This window comes from Microbulbifer sp. ABM4_008, assembly GCF_056311705.1.
Genome location: NZ_CM149970.1, coordinates 4,497,078 through 4,516,648 on the forward strand (window position 1 = coordinate 4,497,078; position 19,571 = coordinate 4,516,648).

Genomic DNA, 19,571 nt, shown 5'->3' on the forward strand with positions numbered 1-19,571 from the left:
GGCACCATAAACGGAGCGGATGATATTTGAAGAAATATACGTCAGTCAATGAGAATGATTATTATTTAATTGATGTACCCACAAATAGTTTGGATGGGGAGGGAACATCATTGCTTGGCGAAAGATCAGGAGGGCCAGGGCGATCACAAGCAGCGAGTCACCCTGTATTTGATCAGAAGGCCTTCAGGGAAAATCAGGAATTAGCCACTGCCCGCCTGTAATGGCTCTTTATCTCGCACCACTTCCGACAGCACTTTAACTTCCTGTCCAGGCTGCAAGCGCTCAGCACCACGCACTATCACACGATCGCCCTTGGTGAGATCACCGCTTACCGACACCCATTCACCATCGCCACTGCCGATACGCACAGATAATCGCTCAGCCTTATCCTCCTCGCCCACTCGATATACGAAGGTATCGCCATTTCTTAAAACCAAGGCATCCCTTGGCACAGACATGGTGGCCTGCGCCTGCGCAATGGGCACAGAGACCTGTACCGGCATACCGACAATCCAGTCCCACTGCTCCGGCGCACTCTGTGGCAAAGTTACCATCAGCTTAACTCGCCGGGAGCGATCGCTTGCCACAGGCACAAATTGGCGTACCCGTCCGCTAAATAATTGATCATCCACCCGAGCCTCTCCCGGCAGAGAGACAGAATCACTGCGCAGCGCCACTGTGTCACCGATGCGAATCAGCGGCAGGGCCGTCAGGGGAATATCCGCCTCCACTTCCATCTGTGACATATCCAGGGCTCGCAGTAATTCCGAACCGGTGCGCACATATTCTCCCGCCTGTAATTCGCGGCTCACCACTAAAGTATCAAAGGGTGCATCAATGGCTGTTTTAGATAATTCATAGGCCCGTCGGTCGCGCTCAATTTGAGCTGCAATCAGGTCCTGAGCCATTGCCTCGCGCTCAGCCTGTTGCTCTTCCAATGCGGCTCGGGAGGTACTATTGGTTTCCGCCAACTTACTCAGTCGATTTAACTGAGCATCCATATAGGTCAACCGCGCACGCAATTGTGCAATACGGCTGTCACTATTGCGCAGCTGTAATCGCCAATGAGTACTGTCCAACTCGGCTAGGCGCTCACCCTTTTTAATAAAGCTGCCGGGTTCAGCGACAAATTCCAACACACCATCCAGTTCAGAAGAAACCAGGATATCTCGTCGGCTCACCACCTCACCTGCAGACCACTGGCTCGGAGCAATTTCCCGAACTTGGGCCCGATCCACCAATACCGCAATAGGATCGCCCTGCGCCCAAACGCCACTGGCGCCCAGAGATAAAACGATACCTGCGAGCAATTTCTTCATTGTGAACTCCTCAGGGCAAACCTTTCGCGCATAGCCGTAAATTTGGGTAGTGGCAGGCTGCCGGTTTGCAGTAGTGCCGGCAATAAAACCAGGGTAAAGAGCGTGCTCACTGCCATGCCGCCCACAATCACTGCGGCCAGGCCGCGGTAAATAACACTGCCCTCACCGGGAGCAACCAATAGTGGCAACATGCCAAATACACTGGTCAGGGTACTCATAAAAATAGGGCGCAAACGCAGGCGCAGGGCCTGCTCTACAGCGTCCACCCGAGTGCTACCCGCCATTTCTGCCGCTCGCGTCTGGTGTACCAGCAAAATAGCATTATTCACCACCAGGCCTAGCAATATCACAAAGCCAATCATGGTGAGCAGATCCAGTGGCTGGAAATCGATCAAGTTTAAAATTTGTAGCGCCAACACGCCGCCCACTGTCGCCAGGGGCACGGTGAGCAGTACCAGAGAGGCATCCCGCAAGGAGCGGAACAGTGCGCTCATCAGCAGGAATAAAATTAGCAGCGCTAACAGGAAATTCTTGGAAAGCGAGGCCAACGCCTTATCCAGGTCACTGGCATTTCCTCCCACCAAAATACTCCCGTCAGCGGGCAGAGCTTCGCGAATCTTCGGCAATACATCCGCCTCCAGCTGTGCGCGCACCTCTTCGAGGGACACATCTTCCGGCGGTACTATATTCAGTGTAATAGTGCGCCGACCATCGACCCGGCGCAAACTGCCCGGCCCCACAGTCCGCTCCACACTGGCCAGCTGACTGAGCGGCACCACTTCCCCACGGGGCGTTACCAACGGCGTATTTTGCAGTTGTTCGGGAGTACTCCAGGGCTGCGCTTTAAAAATAATATCCAGGCGCTTTTCACCGTCAAAATACTCGCCAACATAGAGACCATTGCCCAGCGTTCGAACCAGTCCTCCCATATCCTGGCGATTCCAACCCTGCTCCAGCATTGCGCGATCATTGGGGCGCACTGTCAATTCAGGTTCTGATAAAGATAAGCCTGGGTTGGTCTGCACCGGCGTTCCCGGCATCACCTCTTCAACAACCTCAACCCCAAGGGCAGCCGCACGCATCAATGCTTCGGCATCACGGGATTGCAGATGTAAAGCAATGTTGCGGTCACCACCGAATTGGCCAAACAGATTACCCCGCGCGGCGAATCCCTGGAAATCAGGAATATCCACCAGGATTTCTTCCCGCAGGATTCTCTCCATCTCCTTGGCTTGATCCATATCCTTAACCCGCACTCCCATAGTGCCGCCATTGGGCCAGGTGATCACGTAGTAGTTCTTCAGGGCTGGTTCGCGCTCACCACTCATGTAGGGTGCCATGCGCTTATCCAACTCGTTGACGATTTCTGTTTCTAAAGTTTTGGTATTAGTGGATGCAGGGAAATTCATCCACACATCGACTGCATCCCTTTTTACCGGCGGTAAATAATCCAGGTTTGGTAAGAATAAATAAGTCGCAGCCATGGGCATTAATAAAAGCCCCCCGATCACCTGCCAACGGCGGGCCCTGGTACTCGTCAAAGCCATTACCCGCGCAGTTATTTTTTCCCACACTCGGGAGAGGCGGTCTTCAGTAGAGATAGAGGGTAGCCACAGACGCGCAGCCAGGGGAACCACGGCCACCGCAACCAACAGGGAAAACACCACAGCCACAGCAATAGTCAGGGCCAGGTCACCGAAGACCTGCCCTTCGACGCTGTTAAGGAAAAATACCGGTAGGAATATCGCAACGGTTGTCGCAGTACTGGCCAACAGTGCACCCCACACCTGGCCCGCACCCTGCTCCGCAGCCTCCTCTGCCCCCCGACCTTTTTCTCTCAGGCGCACAATATTTTCCAACACTACTATCGCAGCATCGAGCACCATACCGGTAGCAAAGGCCAGTCCCGCCAGAGAAATTACATTCACGCTGCGGCCTGCAGCTGACAGCACCACAAAGGTCGAAAGTAATGAAATTGGAATCGCTGCGGCAACGATCAAGGTCGCACGCATGCGCCGCATAAACCACCAGAGCACTCCGACAGCTAATACGATACCTAAAATCATATTACCGCCGAGCAAGTTTAAAGCCCGGTAAACAAACACCGATGCATCGAATGATTGCACCAGCACAAGCTGCTCAGCTTTCAATTTAGTTTCATTCAGCTCAGCAACTTTTTGCTTAACCCGCTCCAAAGTAGCCAGCATATTAGCATTGTTGGTACGGTTAATACGGAGAGAAACTGCCGGGTTGCCATTCTGCGTGGTGACACCGCGGGACTCGGAAGGCCCCACCTTGACCTCGGCAATATCGCCCAGGCGCACCGGCTGCCCATTGCGCCATTCCAACACTAATTCGGATAAGTCTTTCGGTTCATACTCGCCGACAAAGCGCAGGGTATAGCGACGCCGCCCCACGTCGGTAAATCCGCCGGAGACATCCCTGGCAGACGCCAGCTGCCGACTCACCGCCGGCAACTCTACTCCCAGTTCGGCTGCTTTCCAGGGATCAAAAACAATCTGTAACTCTTCCTGTGCCGCACTCCCAGACTGGGCCTGGACACTGGCAACCCCGGGCACCGACTCCAACTCCGGGCGCAGTACATCTTCGATCAGGCCAGCGTAGTCATCCAGGTTATTCTGGTTATCAGGTAATTTTTGCAGAAAGAAATAGGTCAGTGCTGTGGCATCGCCACCCCAGCCACCCAGCATTACTCGCGGTGGCTCCGCATCCCGGGGCAATGGCGGCAGGCTGCTCATACGACTGATAACATCAATCAGCACCTTGTTCATATCGGTGCCCATGGCAAATTCCAGATTTGCCCAGGCGCCACCGCGACCGGCGTTGACTTGCATCATTTCCAGACCGGTGAGGCCCTGTAATACGGATTCGATCGGCTCGACAATTTCCGCCTCCACCTCTTTCGGTGCAGCCGCTCTCCAGCCTGCCTGGATAGCGATACGAGGATTGTCGATATCGGGGAAAAGTTGAACCGGCAGCTGGCTGGCGAGGAAAGCTCCAAGCAGAACAGCCATAACCACTGCGACCCCCGCAGCAGCGGGATTTTTTAAAGCGGCGCGTGTTAATGCCATTACTTCAGCCCCAGTTTTTTATTGGGACTGAAGGCTAGCGGAATATGAATTCCTTACAAGGCAATTGCGACTAGTTGCCAGGAAAATTCGATCAGGCCATGAAGAGCCCGTTTATTCGCCGGAAATAAAATACAAATTCACAAAATGAAATCCATGTATTTAGAGGCAGCGCTATAGCTGAAAAACCCAGCTGCTTTGCTGCCTCAACCGAGAGCCATATAAAAGTTATGAATCAGAGGAAGTGCTGGACTTTATTTTTATAGCTGCGGCTCATTTTTAAACATTCACCGCTATCTAACACCAGATGGTATTCGCCATTAATATGGGCACGTATTTCCCTTACCCGACTTAAATTGACGATGGTTGAACGGTGTATGCGCTGGAAAAGTTTCGGGTCCAACTGCTGCTCCAGTTCTTTCATGGTGATACGCATCACATGGGTCTCACCCCGAGCGTGAACGCACATATAATCACCGGCAGCATCGATCCAGTCGATTTCACTGGAGGGCACCAAAGTTATTTTGCCCGCATCTTTCACTGCAATTTTGTCCGGATAGGCACTGCCGGCAAATTGCCCGCTAACCAGCTTCTGCTCCAGCACCTCAGGGGATTCCTTGGTCAAATCGGCAACAGCTTCAAGTAATTGCTCTCGTTGGTTAGCGATATCAGCGTTAGCTCTCTGTTCCCTGACTCGGGTAAGAGCCAACTCCAAGCGCTCTTCTTCGATGGGTTTTAATACGTAGTCCACCGCATTGATTTCAAAAGCCTCTACCGCATACTGGTCGTAGGCCGTGACAAAAACGACATGAGGTAGAGAGTCCACCGGAATCAACTGAACCAGTTGCAAACCGTTTACGCCAGGCATCTGGATATCCACAAATGCTACATCGGGCTTCAGCTCCAGTATTTTGTCTAACGCATCGCGACCATTGCCGCTCTCTGCAACCACCTCGATATTAGCCATCTGCTCCAGGCGCAGCCGCAAACCGCGACGAGCCAGGGGTTCATCATCGACAACGATCGCCCTCAGGGTCTCTACTCCACTCATCTCTTTATTCCTGTTCAAAGGGAATACGAATATTTACCGACAAGCCCCCTTCTGGGCGGTTGCGGAAACGCACTCTCTGGTCATCGCCATAAAGGGCCTTAAGGCGCTCACAGGTATTGCGAATACCCACTCCGTAGCCTTTGCCAATCAGGCGCAGCTCCTCTTCCGACATGCCGGGGCCGTTATCGCTGACCTCCAATAACAATTCGCCGGCGAAAACCCGTGACTTGATGCCAATCTCACCGCCCCACTCCAGCTGTGAAATCCCGTATTTGATCGCGTTTTCAACCAGCGGTTGCAGTAGCAGGCTCGGCACCAGAGCCTGGGGCGACTCCCCCTGTAAATCCAGGTTCACCCCTAAACGATCGGCGAAGCGTACCTTCTCAATGTCCAGATACAACATCAGCGCCTCAACTTCCTTCGCCAAGGTGACCTTCTGCATAGGGTCATTATCCAGAGAGTGGCGCAAGAATTGGGACAGGCGCGTCACCATATTGTTGGCCGTACGCCCGTCATTATCGAGGATCAAAGTAGAAATTGCGTTGAGCGTATTAAACAGGAAGTGCGGATTTAACTGGTAGCGCAGCATTTTCAATTGAGCCTGGTGCGCCATTGATTCCGCCCGCAGCGCCTTCTCCTGCTGGGCCTGAGAGGAGCGGTAATATTTGATGCCGTAATAGAGCGCCGCCCAGGTCATCAGGATCAGAAATGAATAGGTGAACCAGTAGATAGCCAGGAGTGCCGGGTGCTCATCACCGTCGTGACCATAAAGCCACAGGGAGCCGGCGAATTTAATTGCTGCCCAAATCACTGCCGCCATTACCACCAGCAGTAAAGAGCCTAGCAATCTCAGTGCCGGAGGCTTACTCCACAAGCGGTGAAAACCCAAGCGCATGCTCTCGCTGAGAACAACCCCCGCTGTAGTGGCAACTATGATGTAGCCAGAGTGAATCCAGTGATCATTCACCCAGAAAAAACTGCCTACAAAGGTCAACAGCGTATAGCCCCCCCAACCAGAGAGCTGCAGGGCCCAGTACTGTGAGCGACGACTGGCCAGCTTCTGTGAGAGCCACTGAAGTGTTTTGCTTCCCATAATCTCCCGCTTATTGGGTAAAAATCTATGCGCCGATTTGACACTAATCGGCAGCTTCATACTAAATGGCGTCGAAAGCCGGCGAAACACCAACCGGCGCAGCAAAGAGACAAACTGCCGCATGACCTACTGGTTATTTAAATCTGAGCCCGATGAATACAGCCTCCAGGACCTCGCTGCCGAATCCAGCGGTTGCGGTAGCTGGGATGGTATCCGCAATTATCAGGCACGCAATTTTTTGCGCGATAAGGTGAAGGAAGGAGATGGCGTGCTGTTTTATCACAGTGCCTGTAAGGTGCCGGCAGTTGTGGGCACCGCTGTAGTGGTTCGCTCTGCCTACCCCGATCCGGCCCAGTTCGACCCGGAAAGCAAGTACTTTGACCCCAAGGCCAGCGAGGATAAACCGCGCTGGTACTGCGTGGATATTCGCTGGCGAAGTGAGTTCCAACGGCCGGTGCCCCTCGCAGAAATCAAGGGCATCCCCCAATTGGCTGAGATGGTGCTGGTAAAACAGGGGCGCCTGTCTATCCAGCCAGTTTCCGGTGACGAATGGCAGCTACTCCAGCACTTGGGAAGCTCCACGCCGCGCTAAACGATACCTTTTGTCTGGGCGATATACAGGCTCAGCAACGATAGCAAGGTCAATAACGCTAACAAGCCGAGTAATAGTACCCAGGGGCGGAAAGGCTTGCGTTCGACACTGTTGATGCCGGACTGCAGGTATTTATCGACCTTGGCTTGGTCTTCATCGGAGAGTTTCTTTTCGGAGGGATCTAACATGGGCACTTTCGCTCGTTATTTTTGTGCCCTGAGTTTAGGAGAAAGCTTTCTACAGCTCCACAAAAAAGCCCCGCATAGCGGGGCTTTTTAACACTTTCGCAGGGAGCTGTTAGAACAGCTCTTCCTCCAAGTCCATCAAGCTAGCGCTACCTGCATTGACACTGCCGGCCAATGCCTGGGTGCGTGGCAACAGGCGAGCAAAGTAGAAGCGCGCTGTCTTTATCTGGCCGCTGTAGAAGCTATCCGCTTCCGCTTTCGGCAGCGCCGCAGACACAATTTTCGCCCACATAAAGGCGTAAGCGACGTAGCCGAACAGGTGCAGGTACTCTACAGAGGCAGCACCCGGTGCGTGGGGGTCTTGCTGAGTGGCGGCAACCATATTCTCAGTTGCTTCACGCAGGCGTTGCATCTCTGCGATAAGCGGCTGGATAAACTCTGCCATTTCCTCTCGATCAATCTGGGCATCGATAAAGCCCTGTACATCTGCAGCAAACAATTCGAATAGAGCACCGCCAGTGGCTACAGTCTTGCGGCCCACCAGATCCAGAGCCTGGATACCATTGGTTCCTTCATAGATCTGGGTAATACGCACATCGCGCACCAACTGTTCCTGGCCCCATTCGCGGATATAACCGTGGCCACCGAAGACCTGCTGACCGAGGATGGTGCAATCCAATCCCATATCGGTAGTAAAGGCTTTGGCTACCGGGGTCAGCAAGGCAACCATATTCTCCGCGTTCTTTTTCTCTTCACCCTCGCCGAACTTGGAAATATCCAACCACTTGGCCACGTAAGTGGACAGAGCGCGGCCGCCGTTCACCAAGGCTTTTTGGGTGAGCAGCATACGGCGCACATCCGGGTGCACAATGATGGGGTCTGCGGCTTTCTCCGGCTGCTTGGCGCCCGCTGGAGAACGGCTTTGGATACGGTCGCGAGCGTATTCAACAGCATTTTGATAGGAGCGATCTGAGGCGCCGAGGCCCTGGATACCGACACCCAGACGCTCGTAGTTCATCATGGTAAACATGGCCGCGAGTCCTTTGTTCTCCTCGCCGACCAGCCAGCCCTGCGCGCCGTCGAAGTTCATCGCACAGGTAGCCGAGGCCTTGATACCCATTTTGTGCTCGATTGAGCCACAGTTCACATCGTTGTGTTCGCCGATGCTGTTGTCTTCGTTCACCTTGTATTTGGGCACCAAGAACAGCGAAATGCCTCTCGGCCCCTTGGGTGCGTCCGGCAATTTTGCTAATACCAGGTGGATAATATTTTCGGACAGATCCTGGTCACCGCCGGTGATAAAGATCTTGCTGCCGCTAATGCTAAAGCTGCCATCGCCACGGGGCTCGGCCTTGGTGCGGATAATACCCAGGTCTGTACCGGCGTGAGGCTCGGTAAGGCCCATGGCACCAGCCCAGGTTCCCTCATACATCTTGGGCAGGTATTTTTCTTTCAGCGCACCACTGGCGTGGGCATCAATTGCCAGGCAGGCGCCGTTAGTCAGAACCGGGTAGAGTGCAAAAGAGATATTTGAAGCATTGATCATCTCCTCAACCTGAGCGCCCAGCATTTTCGGCATACCCATGCCGCCGTATTCCGGGTTGCCCAGCAGTCCACCCCAACCACCTTCACAGAAGGTGGCATAGGCTTCTTTAAAGCCTTTCGGCGTGGTCACCACACCGTCATTCCACTGGCAACCCTCTTCGTCGCCAGTGCGATTGATCGGATCCAGGGTGTTGGCAGCCAGCTTGGCCATCTCTTCGAGAATCGCATCTGCGGTCTCACGATCTACCGCTCCAGCCAACCCGGGCAATTCCGCCCAGAGTTTTTCCGCAGCAAATACCTCGTGAAGTAGGAAGTTCATCTCCCTTAGTGGCGCCTTATAGTCGGCCATGCTCCCGGTCCTCATTCAAGTGTTTCAAACGCTCGTTTGAATCTAGGGCCGAAGCGCCCTAATGTCAACAGTCTCGGGCTTTGAGGAACCTGACAAGCACTCAGTTCTAAAGAGTGGGAACAATCTGTTGAATGGGTGCTGTACCGCTCACTAGAGCCGGCTGAAAAAACTGCTGCTAGTCTACATTGGCGCTCCTTCGCAGTAGAACGCTGACGAGTTCGGCTAACTTATCCTCAGCTAATAGTGGAATCTCATCACTGGGTACAAATGAATAGGGCTCATCTGCATATCGCGGGATGATTTGCACATGCATGTGATCTTCAGACTGGCCTGCGGACACTCCGGAATTGCAGAATGTATGAATACCATCTGGCTGAAATGCCTCTCGCAGAATATCAACACCCGTTAGGATCAAATTGCTGACATCTGATAAAACTACCGAGTCACAAGCGGTAAAATGATTCGTGTGCAAAGAAGGGATTACTAACAATGCGCCTTTACTGCGCTGCCTCGGATTTACCGCCAGGCAAGCGTGCTTCATCTCCTTTACCAGCGGAACATTCGAATGCATCAGTGTACATAGCGGGCACGGCCTTCGAACTCGAAACGTATAAGGCACAGCAAACTCAATACAAGTTATGATCGTTTTATAATAGGGGCTATTTCGAGCAATTGAGAGCACCGCGTAGACGTGCAGCTTCCTTCGCCCTCTCCGGCGAACTCCATTGCGGACACGAAAAAATATCCGTATAGCGATATTTTCTACCCGCTTTCCTGTCACTCCTGGGGACAATCTCCCAAACTAAGTGAAGATAGGATCGCCCCGTAATTTCCCCCCAATCACACCAGACATTGGTGCCATCCGGATCATAGAGGTTTTCTACTGCAAAAGTAGACTCCCTGACACACTTAAATAGATCGCGGAACTCACTCTGATTGAATGTGGAAAAATCCGTATGATAGACGTGAGGCACCACCACCACATTCCCCCTAATTCTCGGCCGTATCGGTATTAGTGCGGTCGCAACATCATTTTGGCAGACAATAAATTGCGACCTCTCCCCCGGGGTACTCAAGCAATAACCGCATGGGCATCCCTGTTTTGATAAAAGTAAGTTAGACAATTGTGATACGGGCCTCACTACCTTTCATTACACAAACATTAGCCAAAACACCGATTGGCAAAGTCAACATGGGATCTGTGTGCCCAAAGCTTAGATTCGCCACTATTGGAAAGTCGAAATCCGCACAAGCCTCAAGAACCGTATCTTTTAGCGTGACGCCGGCTATATCAGTGCAATATGGAGAGCGTCCAATAAGCATACCTCTAACGTGAGAGAGTATCCCTGATTGACGCAGATGGGTAAGGGCACGACGAACCCTCTCTAGTCGCGCTTCTTCAGCATGGGCCTCCCAGAAAAAAATAATATCTGAGGGGATATTAAGATATGGCGTACCCACAAGCATATTTAGCGTCTCTATATTCCCTCCAAACAATATCCCCTCACCCAGCCCTTCTCGATAAACTATTCGGTGACTGTCTTTTCCCATCAAACGACGCCGTTGCGGACTTTCACCCCAGTCAGTAAATTCACGAGTCCATGCAGCAGGATCTCTTAGCTCTGTCAAGGTCTCATTATTACCGATGGCAGAAAAAAGGTTCTCGATCGTAAAAGCAAAAGGCTGAGGGTATTCGCCAAACTGGGGTAACAGCGTGGGGCCAAAATAAGTAGTCCATCCACTCAAACTAAAAATACCTAAAATCAAGGCTGTCGCATCGCTGTTGCCAATTAACACTTTGGGGTATCGGCAAACAATATCTCGATTCAAGTGTTCTAATATTTCAGCTGAGTTGAATCCTCCAATTGAACACATGATTCCCGCAATCGAGTGATCGAGTAATAAACTCTCAAACGCCTGAGCCCGCTCCAATGCAGTCCCTGCCGTAAATCCTCTTGAAAAGCACACCTGCTCCGGCAGTACAACCTTTGTATTCAAGGTTCGCTCCAAGGCTTTGACGCTCCGAATTAATCGGTCAGGATATTCACTTGCTACATTTGAAGAGGGTGAATATATTGCTATCGCCTTTCCCGGTATTAACTTAGGATAAAACCTGTTATTCATATTGATAGCGTGAACTTTTCATTTCGAACATTGTTTCTCTGGGCTTATGCCCAGAGCGCCCAAAGTTTACCGACATTGCATCATTATTCAGGCCAGTCAATGGTTAGCCCCTGCCGTCGTAACACATCAACAAGCTGATTATATTTTTGCTCCTCTAGTAACAAATCAGACTTTCCTATTTCATTAACCGCTCGCAGGAAAATTTGATGAAGGCTAGCTTGACTCAAATAAAGATCCTCAGGCTTCAAAGTACGAGGGTGAGTGTTATGAAGTTGTTCTACCCAGTCGGTCGGCAATCGCTGCTCTAATCGCCGATCCCCCTGTAATTTAACACCTGTAGCCTGTTGAATAAGTGGGATAATGGCATGTTTACGTGTAAAGGCGAGAGAGTCACAAGCAGCCAGACTCTCACCTCTTTTAATTTTTGCAAATGTATACCAAAGCCATCCACAATAACGAGGAATAATATCCTGCACTGACATTGATTCCGTATCAGGCATGGTGTTTTGGTTGATAGGAATATCTTTACGCAAGACGATGAATGGTTCTTGGATACAGCAGGGAGGATCTGCACAATACAAAAAACTTATATCTAACTTTACAATCCAGTCATCTTGTCGAGTATAGAAAACAAGTAAATTTGGGATTCCCGCATGCACAGCAGAGAATGTCACGCAAATATTAAAATACCGGGTGAACATCTGCTCAAATTCAGCTCTGGCCCTATTGAGTGGATTAGTCGACTCATAGACTGCCGTGATATCCAAATCACTAAAAGCATCGGCTTCACCAGATGCGATGCTTCCACCTATAGTTATAGTCACTGGTGCATCTTGTTGATTTGCCCATGAATTGATAAATGAAAGTATGGGGTGTAAGTGCTGAGGTACTCTATCTTCAGCTAATCCCAGTGAGCTAATTCTTACCTGATTAGAAATATTGTAACTTGAAGGGTCCCTATCGAAAGAACTCATGGTGACAATTCAAATCCATTTCTACGAGGTAATATCTGGAGATCCCGAATATCATCGTGTTGGAGCACCCACATCAAAAATCGCTCAACACCCATGCCAAATCCAGCCGTTCTCAATGGGTAAACCCGCTTCATATTCGTATACCACTTATAGGATTCTGGATTTACCCCATGTACCTTCATAGCTGTGAGAACGGCCAGATCGTCAACATGTCTCTCACCACAACCAACCACTTCGCCACATCCAAATAAGAGATCACTATTTAATGCGCTATAGCCGTTTTTATCCATGGCTTGATAAAAAGGAACAATTCCATGGTCCCACTTGGTAACCCAAACAAAGGGGCCAATAGTTCTGATAAGCTCTCGCTCTCCCGCTCTAGTAAGATTTCGCCCGTAATCCGTTTTATCGATAAACTCCGGCTTGTCCTGAAGAAGCTTGGCGGCTTCATCAAAAGTAACAGAATTAAAAGTTAAATCTCCGTTTGCCACTGACTCTAAGTGACTTAAGCTGCCGATTGCTCGTGTAATTGACTCAGCTTGCTCCCTAAGTATCGCTTCGCAAAGCACACGGATATATCCTTCAGCCAAAGACATAGCCTCATCCAAGTCGCCACTAATTTCTACCTCGCTGTGCATAAACTGACAGAGATGTGTAGCGTCCCAGTCCTCCCCACGAAATGACGGCATTAGATAATAAGCGCCCCGAGGCTTCATTCGACAACACAACTCAAGCTGAAACTGCATGGAGTCGGCTAGATATGTTTCCTGACCATTTAATTGAATACTCACAGGAATTGAATCACTGCCCAGCCCAACTGGGCTCGAAATACTACCAGTCGTAACAGGTAAGTGAACGGTTCCAATTCCCTGGCCTCGCCAGAACATTGCTGTCTCTCGAGTAAGTATGTCTTGCAAATCTACCAGCAAGTTAAACCAAGAATTATTTGCTAGTTTCAAGTATCTGCTGGGATCTTCAAGAATCGGTGGTTGCCAGCCATTTGTATGCTCATTCGTAGTCAATTTCCCAACCCCAATCAAAGAGATATCCCCATAAGAATATATCCATCTACTTTTTACTGCTGGACGATACAAATTTTTGGTGCGCGTTTTGTTTCCCCCTTTAATAAATCAATAACGCAAATCCAATAACTGCAATAACCGAGTTAGGAAATAATGAAAAATTAGAGAAAATCACGCCAGCTTTATCCGAATAACTACATAGACTATAAATTAAACATTGTCATGAATATTCTTGCAAAAAGCTTCTCAATTAACGATGAAGAATCAAACCTGTATCCTTTTGGTTGATCTCGAATGTACTTGTGATAACGAGCCGCCCCTCCCTCCAGAAGAAGCCGAAACCATAGAGTTGGGTGCGATAGTGGGAAGTTTGACACAAAAAGCTTTTGTTCAATTAGATGAAAGGCAGCTATACGTAAAACCCTTTCTTCACAGGAAATTGACACTATTTTGTACCGAATTAACGGGTATTACTCAGGAGCAGGTTGATAAGGCCTCGTTGTTACCCGGGGTACTGGATAAATTCAAAGATTGGCTTTCCAACTATGAATTAGCCGCATGGGGCAGCTGGGGAAATTTTGATGCATGGCAATTGCGCATGGAAACAGGCAGAAAGGAAATAGCAAACCCCTTACAGTACCTGCCTCACATTAATGTGAAGCAAATATTCGCTGACAATAAAGGACACCGCGTCAACCTAGCCAAGGCTATTAAACTATCGGGGCTTACATTTAGTGGGCGACTGCATTCCGGTATCGATGACACACGAAATATCGCCCAACTTCTGGAAAATGATATCGCCCTACGAACTAGCTTTTTAAATCAGATATAATCAGGCCTAGTAATATCACCTTGTAAGGACAGCATTTTGCGCCTTCTCCTTATCCTACCGCCCCATCAGTGATCGGCTTGGGCAATTAACCCATCGATATCCAGGTACTGGGCAGCATTGCGATAGTTCGCGGCGCTATCGAATGGAAGAGAGCCTAGAAGAGGAGCCGGCAGTAGAGCCTTAAGGGTATGCAGATTCTCCTCTGCGCGAGCCATACCCTCACCACGTACAAAGTTGGCTACCCAACCCACTAACGGAAGCCCATCACGGCGGATTGCCTCTACTGTGAGTAATGCATGGTTGATACAGCCAAGTTGCATGCCCACCACGAGTATGACCGGTAGGTTTAGTTCCCGGGGCAACTGGGACAGAAAGCTTCTTGGGCCCAACGGGGTGCGCCAGCCACCAGCACCTTCGATCAAAACCAGGTCGGCCCCTGCAGACATCACTCCCCGACAGACGCCAGCCATCCGCGCAACATTTAACTGCTTACCCACCTCTGCGGCCGCTATATGCGGAGCAATAGCGGGCTCCAGGGCAAAGGGGTTTACTTGCTGGTAAGGCAGCTTCAGAGTCATCGCTTCCTGGAGCAAAAGGGCATCTTCATTGCGCAGGCCATCATCCGTGTGCTCACATCCAGATGCCACAGGCTTCACTGCCGCCGTTTGCAAGCCTGCCTCCGCCGCTGCCGATAGCAGTGCGGCGCTCACATATGTCTTGCCGACCTCGGTGTCAGTACCGGCGATAAAATAGGTTTTTGCCAAGGCCTAACCCCCTCCTCCAATAAAAGTTAACTTTTTTCATAACGTGACTTTTCACGCCACTCAGATGGTGATAAATTAACCCGGTAGCGCAAATTTTGAACAAATCAGGCCGTACATCGATAAGAAGGCACGGGGTTGCGCTCACACAATAACCCCCTTTTAAAGGGGACAGACAGCAGGGATGCGGTGTCATTGCGAAATAACCGACAACTACCCGAACTGCTTAAAGACCATGCGATACCTGACCTTTGCCCTGCTCCTGCTGGTGCCAATCTTTGCTTCAGCGAAAGTTGATCCCGTTGACCACGTCGTAGTTTATAAGTCCAAGAAACTCATGCAGCTGATACGGGACGGCCGTGTCGTGAAAAGCTATACCGTGTCTTTTGGCGATAACCCCAGGGGACACAAGGTTCGCCAGGGGGACGAGCGCACCCCTGAAGGCCGCTACACACTGGACTGGAAGAATCCCAACAGCCGTTTTTACCGTTCAATCCACGTGTCCTATCCCAACAAGCAGGACCGTGCACGGGCAGCCAAAATGGGGGTCAGTCCCGGCGGTGACATTATGATCCACGGTATCAAGCCCCAGTGGTCCTATATGGAAAAACACCTGCGCCGCACCAACTGGACCGATGGCTGTATCGCCGTGGCCTCCAATCGCGAAATGGACGAAATCTGGGCTCTGGTGAAGACGCCAATCCCTATCGACATCTACCCCTGATCTCTTCAATCTTGCACCCGGCTCCCTGCGTTGCGATAGGCGCAGGTCAGCCGGATTTTTTTGCCCTGCAAGCGGTGAGATTCATATAGATCACCTCGTAAGTTACCGGCAATCCACGCTCTTCCCGCTTATTCTCATAGGCCACGGACAAGTGCTGCAGTTTGCGGCGACCTGTCATACCTTTATCCGCCGCCCGGTTAATATTGTGTGCACCCACTCCCTTAAGCTCCCGCATCAACTGGCGCAGGCTATCAAAGTGCAGTAGGCGCAATTCATCCGTAACCAATCCGCTGAGGTCACTGTGCAGTGCCGCTTCACGCCATTGCTCGGCGGGCAGGAACTGATTGACATGTACACCCCCATCCACTTGAGCCCAACTCTGTTTCAATTCCACCAGGGTTTTAGGGCCAAGGGTGGCAACCAGGCACCGCCCTTCAGGGGCCAGTATTCGCTGCAACTCAGCAAACAATTGCGGCAGGCGGTAGCACCATTGCAGCGCCATACTTGAAAACACCAAATCAATACTACCCGCCGCCAGGGGTAACTGCTCGGCATCGGCCGCAACGTAACCATCAGCTTCGGGTCTTTGCGTCCGGGCAAATTTCAGCATCCCCTCCGCCAGATCCAGGGCAATAATTTGCGCCTTAGGAAAATGCCGCCGCAACAGTTCAGTACCGAATCCGGTGCCACTGCCCAAATCGAGGATTGTGCGGGGTGCCCAGCTGTCATCGGCTTGGGCCAACAGTTGCCGGCAGACTGCCCGCTGCAGATGGGCGCAATCATCGTAGCCCTGTGCTGCCCGGGTAAAAGAGCGAGCTACCGCAGCCTTATCAAACGGCTCAGCCGGGGGGGGGCCAATAGGCCCCAGAAACTCGAATAGATATTCAGCGACGATATCAGCCTTGGTGCAATGGGGTAAATGGCCCGTCTCGGGTATGACTTTAATAGTGCCCCCACACGCCTCAATGGACCGAGCAGCCTCAATGGGAACCAGGGCATCCCTGTCACCAAACAGGTGCCGTGCGGGCACGGACAGACGTTCCAGGTATTGGCGGTTATCCAACTCTGCCAGACAGCACAATGCTCCCCGCCAGGCATCACTATTTATTTGAGGTTTTTGTGCCTTAAGGTCTTTAAGCAAAGAGCGCATGGCGCTATCACCCCTTGCCTGTAGTGAGCAAAATCGCTCCCAGGTACTCTCCGGAGATGATGTAAAAGCATCGAAAAATGCCTTGAAAGTGCTCTCGGCCATGCCCGGCCAGCCATCTCGCTCCACAAAGCAGGCATTGGCAGCTATGGTCATTAACCCCAGAACTTTGTCCTGCTTCGCTATAGAAGCCAGGCGAACAGCAAGCATACCGCCGAGGGAGTGGCCAACCAGGATACAGCGAGGGGGAAGTTGCTGGTAAAGCTTCTGCAGCAAAGCTTCTAGTGGGGGCCAGTCCTCAGCACCTTGTGTAGTAAATCCAGGTAACTCAATACAGTGGAGTTGCACTTCTGGACGACGCGCCAGGGATTCTATAAGCGGCCGCCAAAGGTCTGCACTCCCGCCCCACCCATGCAGGAAAACCAAGTGTTCAACCCGTGTCACTTATCCAGTACCCCTGCGTCCTGCAAAATCTGCTGCAGCGCGCCTAGTAGCTCATCAATATCCTCGGCCCGGTGAGCCGCGCTCAGGGTAATGCGCAAGCGCGCAGTGCCCGGCGGCACTGTAGGCGGGCGAATGGCACCCACCAGGAACCCGCGCTCCTGCAATTCTCTGGCAACCGCCATCACAGTGTTTTCACAGCCCAACACCAGCGGCTGTATCGCACTGGCTGACGCCTGAAGAGGTAGACCGAGCTGTAGTGCCCCCCGGCGGAAATAAGCGATATTTACCCGCAAGCGCCCTTGTAACTGAGGCTCATCGCGAATCAATGCGATAGCAGCCAAGGCGCCGGCAGCCACTGCTGGCGTCATTCCGGTGGTATAGATATAGGGCCGCGCAAACTGGGTGAGGAAATCTATCAGTGACCGAGAGCCCGCAATAAAGGCACCGGCATTGCCAACCGCTTTCCCCAGGGTACCCATCACAACCGGGGCTTGTTCCTGGGACAGCCCCGCCAGGGCACAGCTGCCCGCCAGTGGGTATGCTTCGCTACCCATTACGCCAAAGCCGTGGGCCTCATCAACCATTAACCAGGCGTTGTATTGCTTACACAGAGTGGCAATCTCAGCCAGAGGGGCCAAATCACCATCCATGCTGTAAACGCCATCCACCGCTACTAAAGTAGCGCCACCCCGGCTAGTAGCGCGCTGCAATTGGCGTTCAAGGCCAGCGAGATCGTTATGGGCAAAGCGCAGACTGTTGGCGCCACTCAAACGGGCACCGTCAATCAGTGAGGCGTGATTAAGCCTGTCCGAAACAATATTGTCGGCTCGCCCCAGCAGGGCACAAATAGTGCCGATATTCGCCATGTAGCCACTCGAGAATATCAGCGCCGCTTCTCGCCCGGTTACCTCGGCGATGCACTGCTGCAAGCGGTGATGAATATCCAGGTGACCATTAACCAGGTGAGAGGCTGTGGCGCCTGCACCACACTCCGCTCCCGCCTTCTGTGCTGCGATGACTTCCTCGCGGCTGGCAAGCCCCAAGTAGTCGTTACTGCTAAATACCAGTAGCTCCCGCCCATCGACCCGGGCTCGCGGCCCGGGTGCACGATCGAGGGTTTTTAGCTCCCGGTACAGATTCTGCTGGCGGCGCTCGGCGAGGCGCTGTTGCAGGACTTCATTCAGGGTCATTTGGCCGCGTCGTAGAAGAGGGCATCATTTTGCTGTTCGGTGATCTGCGCGTTCAATTCCGCTTCCACTTCAGCCTCATCGGCGTACTGCTGATACTCTTCTGGCTTAATACCCAGGCGACTGAACAACTGCATATCTTCGTTAGCTTCCGGATTCGCGGTCGTCAGCAGTTTTTCACCGTAGAAAATAGAGTTGGCGCCGGCGAGGAAAGCCATTGCCTGCATCTCATCGCTCATCTGCTCGCGACCGGCGGATAGGCGCACATGGGATTTCGGCATCATGATACGGGCCACAGCAATACAGCGAATAAATTCGAAGGGGTCCAGGTCCTTTTGTTCTTCCAGCGGGGTACCTGCGACTTTTACCAGCATATTGATGGGCACTGATTCGGGGTGCTCCGGCAGGTTCGCCAATTGCATCAATAACCCGGCGCGATCTTTATCGCCTTCACCCATTCCCACAATGCCACCAGCACAGACCTTCATTCCCGCTGAGCGCACTCGCCCCAAGGTTTCCAGGCGATCCTGGTAAGTGCGAGTGGTAATAATCTCACCGTAATATTCCGGCGAAGTATCCAAATTGTGGTTGTAGTAATCGAGGCCTGCATCCGCCAACTCCTGGGCCTGATCATCATTTAACATGCCCAGGGTCATACAGGTTTCCATACCCAACGCCTTTACTTCACGTACCATCTGGGTCACGTAAGGCATGTCTTTTTTCTTGGGGGAGCGCCAGGCGGCCCCCATACAGAAGCGGGTAGCACCGCCGGCCTTAGCTGCCCTTGCCTCCTGCAACACCTTTTCAACCTTCATCAGTTTTTCCCGCTCCAGCCCGGTGTCATAGCGGGCACTTTGGGGACAGTAGGCACAGTCCTCAGGGCAAGCACCGGTCTTGATAGAGCAAAGGGTACTGACCTGTACCCGATTGGCGTCAAAATAAGCTCTGTGCACTTGCTGCGCGGTAAACATCAAGTCGCTAAACGGCATGGCGAAGAGGTCCAGTACCTGCTGGCGGGTCCAGTCGTGGCGGATCTCTGCGGCGGGCATTTGCTGGGCGGCAGTCACAGGGCGTACTCTCTCTGTTGCTTATTAAAATCGGATACTCACAGCCTGTTAGCAGGCTCTAGCGGC

General features: G+C 51.9%; 18 protein-coding genes. 3 read left to right on the forward strand and 15 right to left on the reverse strand.

The genetic code is table 11. The annotated features are described in order from the left end of the window. Positions 1 to 200: 200 nt before the first annotated feature. The 4 genes from ACYX4J_RS19605 to ACYX4J_RS19620 all read right to left on the reverse strand — a co-directional run bounded on the left by ACYX4J_RS19605 (position 201) and on the right by ACYX4J_RS19620 (position 6,552). Positions 201 to 1,319 carry an efflux RND transporter periplasmic adaptor subunit gene (locus ACYX4J_RS19605; RefSeq protein WP_476177361.1) on the reverse strand — a complete coding sequence of 373 codons (1,119 nt, stop codon included), beginning with the start codon at positions 1,317 to 1,319 and terminating at the stop codon, positions 201 to 203. Beyond that, entirely contained in the window at positions 1,316 to 4,411 is a 3,096-nt protein-coding gene (locus tag ACYX4J_RS19610) for an efflux RND transporter permease subunit (protein WP_476177362.1), read from the reverse strand. Before ACYX4J_RS19610 ends, ACYX4J_RS19605 begins: the two co-directional genes overlap by 4 nt. Positions 4,412 to 4,643: 232 nt before the next feature. Further along, positions 4,644 to 5,459 carry a LytR/AlgR family response regulator transcription factor gene (locus ACYX4J_RS19615; RefSeq protein ID WP_413664204.1) on the reverse strand — a complete coding sequence of 272 codons (816 nt, stop codon included), beginning with the start codon at positions 5,457 to 5,459 and terminating at the stop codon, positions 4,644 to 4,646. Positions 5,460 to 5,463: 4 nt separating this feature from the next. Beyond that, the gene (locus ACYX4J_RS19620; RefSeq protein ID WP_444926539.1) at positions 5,464 to 6,552 is read right to left on the reverse strand and encodes a sensor histidine kinase; all 1,089 of its coding nucleotides are present in this window, start codon (positions 6,550 to 6,552) and stop codon (positions 5,464 to 5,466) included. Between the two features lie 121 nt (positions 6,553 to 6,673). On the opposite strand from ACYX4J_RS19620, the gene ACYX4J_RS19625 reads away from it, so the two are divergent. After that, entirely contained in the window at positions 6,674 to 7,144 is a 471-nt protein-coding gene (locus ACYX4J_RS19625) for an EVE domain-containing protein (RefSeq protein ID WP_444926538.1), read from the forward strand. Here the strand turns inward: ACYX4J_RS19625 and ACYX4J_RS19630 are convergent. From ACYX4J_RS19630 to ACYX4J_RS19660, 7 genes are all read right to left on the reverse strand, one after another. Continuing rightward, positions 7,141 to 7,332 carry a DUF3094 family protein gene (locus ACYX4J_RS19630; protein ID WP_413664201.1) on the reverse strand — a complete coding sequence of 64 codons (192 nt, stop codon included), beginning with the start codon at positions 7,330 to 7,332 and terminating at the stop codon, positions 7,141 to 7,143. The two genes, ACYX4J_RS19625 and ACYX4J_RS19630, sit on opposite strands and share 4 nt — an antisense overlap. A 109-nt stretch (positions 7,333 to 7,441) precedes the next feature. Further along, on the reverse strand, positions 7,442 to 9,223 hold the full coding sequence (locus tag ACYX4J_RS19635; RefSeq protein WP_476177363.1) for an acyl-CoA dehydrogenase C-terminal domain-containing protein: 1,782 nt from the start codon (positions 9,221 to 9,223) through the stop codon (positions 7,442 to 7,444). A 175-nt stretch (positions 9,224 to 9,398) separates the two neighbouring features. Beyond that, positions 9,399 to 9,764 (reverse strand): HIT family protein, encoded by a 366-nt coding sequence (locus ACYX4J_RS19640; RefSeq protein WP_444934754.1) that lies wholly within the window; start codon positions 9,762 to 9,764, stop codon positions 9,399 to 9,401. Between the two features lie 118 nt (positions 9,765 to 9,882). Further along, the gene (locus ACYX4J_RS19645; RefSeq protein WP_444959214.1) at positions 9,883 to 10,197 is read right to left on the reverse strand and encodes an HIT family protein; all 315 of its coding nucleotides are present in this window, start codon (positions 10,195 to 10,197) and stop codon (positions 9,883 to 9,885) included. A gap of 142 nt (positions 10,198 to 10,339) precedes the next feature. Further along, on the reverse strand, positions 10,340 to 11,347 hold the full coding sequence (locus ACYX4J_RS19650) for a S66 family peptidase (protein ID WP_444914897.1): 1,008 nt from the start codon (positions 11,345 to 11,347) through the stop codon (positions 10,340 to 10,342). A gap of 83 nt (positions 11,348 to 11,430) precedes the next feature. Continuing rightward, positions 11,431 to 12,321, reverse strand: coding sequence for a hypothetical protein (locus ACYX4J_RS19655; RefSeq protein WP_444934752.1), 891 nt, complete (start codon positions 12,319 to 12,321; stop codon positions 11,431 to 11,433). Further along, the gene (locus ACYX4J_RS19660) at positions 12,318 to 13,415 is read right to left on the reverse strand and encodes an amino acid--tRNA ligase-related protein (protein WP_445355179.1); all 1,098 of its coding nucleotides are present in this window, start codon (positions 13,413 to 13,415) and stop codon (positions 12,318 to 12,320) included. Before ACYX4J_RS19660 ends, ACYX4J_RS19655 begins: the two co-directional genes overlap by 4 nt. A 160-nt stretch (positions 13,416 to 13,575) precedes the next feature. Here ACYX4J_RS19660 and ACYX4J_RS19665 point away from each other — a divergent pair, with 160 nt between their 5' ends. Beyond that, positions 13,576 to 14,175, forward strand: a complete 600-nt coding sequence (locus ACYX4J_RS19665; RefSeq protein WP_445359358.1) for a 3'-5' exonuclease — start codon at positions 13,576 to 13,578, stop codon at positions 14,173 to 14,175. Positions 14,176 to 14,240: 65 nt separating this feature from the next. On the opposite strand, the gene bioD is transcribed toward ACYX4J_RS19665, so the two are convergent. After that, positions 14,241 to 14,939, reverse strand: coding sequence for a dethiobiotin synthase (bioD, locus tag ACYX4J_RS19670; RefSeq protein WP_413664193.1), 699 nt, complete (start codon positions 14,937 to 14,939; stop codon positions 14,241 to 14,243). Between the two features lie 232 nt (positions 14,940 to 15,171). On the opposite strand from bioD, the gene ACYX4J_RS19675 reads away from it, so the two are divergent. Next, on the forward strand, positions 15,172 to 15,660 hold the full coding sequence (locus ACYX4J_RS19675; RefSeq protein WP_445359356.1) for a L,D-transpeptidase family protein: 489 nt from the start codon (positions 15,172 to 15,174) through the stop codon (positions 15,658 to 15,660). 46 nt (positions 15,661 to 15,706) lie between these two features. On the opposite strand, the gene bioC is transcribed toward ACYX4J_RS19675, so the two are convergent. The 3 genes from bioC to bioB are packed head-to-tail and all read right to left on the reverse strand — an operon-like array spanning position 15,707 to position 19,487. Next, positions 15,707 to 17,251, reverse strand: coding sequence for a malonyl-ACP O-methyltransferase BioC (gene bioC / locus ACYX4J_RS19680; protein ID WP_476177364.1), 1,545 nt, complete (start codon positions 17,249 to 17,251; stop codon positions 15,707 to 15,709). Beyond that, positions 17,248 to 18,441 (reverse strand): 8-amino-7-oxononanoate synthase, encoded by a 1,194-nt coding sequence (gene bioF, locus ACYX4J_RS19685; RefSeq protein ID WP_476177365.1) that lies wholly within the window; start codon positions 18,439 to 18,441, stop codon positions 17,248 to 17,250. The genes bioC and bioF overlap by 4 nt, the downstream gene beginning before the upstream one ends. Beyond that, positions 18,438 to 19,487 carry a biotin synthase BioB gene (bioB, locus tag ACYX4J_RS19690; RefSeq protein WP_476178672.1) on the reverse strand — a complete coding sequence of 350 codons (1,050 nt, stop codon included), beginning with the start codon at positions 19,485 to 19,487 and terminating at the stop codon, positions 18,438 to 18,440. The genes bioF and bioB overlap by 4 nt, the downstream gene beginning before the upstream one ends. Between the last annotated feature and the right edge of the window lie 84 nt (positions 19,488 to 19,571).

Bases quoted from the DNA above. Each gene is read 5' to 3' on its own strand.
- ACYX4J_RS19605 (WP_476177361.1), bottom strand. From the start codon at position 1,319: ATGAAGAAATTGCTCGCAGGTATCGTTTTATCTCTGGGCGCCAGTGGC.
- ACYX4J_RS19610 (WP_476177362.1), bottom strand. From the start codon at position 4,411: ATGGCATTAACACGCGCCGCTTTAAAAAATCCCGCTGCTGCGGGGGTC.
- ACYX4J_RS19615 (WP_413664204.1), bottom strand. From the start codon at position 5,459: ATGAGTGGAGTAGAGACCCTGAGGGCGATCGTTGTCGATGATGAACCC.
- ACYX4J_RS19620 (WP_444926539.1), bottom strand. From the start codon at position 6,552: ATGGGAAGCAAAACACTTCAGTGGCTCTCACAGAAGCTGGCCAGTCGT.
- ACYX4J_RS19625 (WP_444926538.1), top strand. From the start codon at position 6,674: ATGACCTACTGGTTATTTAAATCTGAGCCCGATGAATACAGCCTCCAG.
- ACYX4J_RS19630 (WP_413664201.1), bottom strand. From the start codon at position 7,332: ATGTTAGATCCCTCCGAAAAGAAACTCTCCGATGAAGACCAAGCCAAG.
- ACYX4J_RS19635 (WP_476177363.1), bottom strand. From the start codon at position 9,223: ATGGCCGACTATAAGGCGCCACTAAGGGAGATGAACTTCCTACTTCAC.
- ACYX4J_RS19640 (WP_444934754.1), bottom strand. From the start codon at position 9,764: ATGAAGCACGCTTGCCTGGCGGTAAATCCGAGGCAGCGCAGTAAAGGC.
- ACYX4J_RS19650 (WP_444914897.1), bottom strand. From the start codon at position 11,347: ATGAATAACAGGTTTTATCCTAAGTTAATACCGGGAAAGGCGATAGCA.
- ACYX4J_RS19655 (WP_444934752.1), bottom strand. From the start codon at position 12,321: ATGAGTTCTTTCGATAGGGACCCTTCAAGTTACAATATTTCTAATCAG.
- ACYX4J_RS19675 (WP_445359356.1), top strand. From the start codon at position 15,172: ATGCGATACCTGACCTTTGCCCTGCTCCTGCTGGTGCCAATCTTTGCT.
- bioF (WP_476177365.1), bottom strand. From the start codon at position 18,441: ATGACCCTGAATGAAGTCCTGCAACAGCGCCTCGCCGAGCGCCGCCAG.
- bioB (WP_476178672.1), bottom strand. From the start codon at position 19,487: ATGCCCGCCGCAGAGATCCGCCACGACTGGACCCGCCAGCAGGTACTG.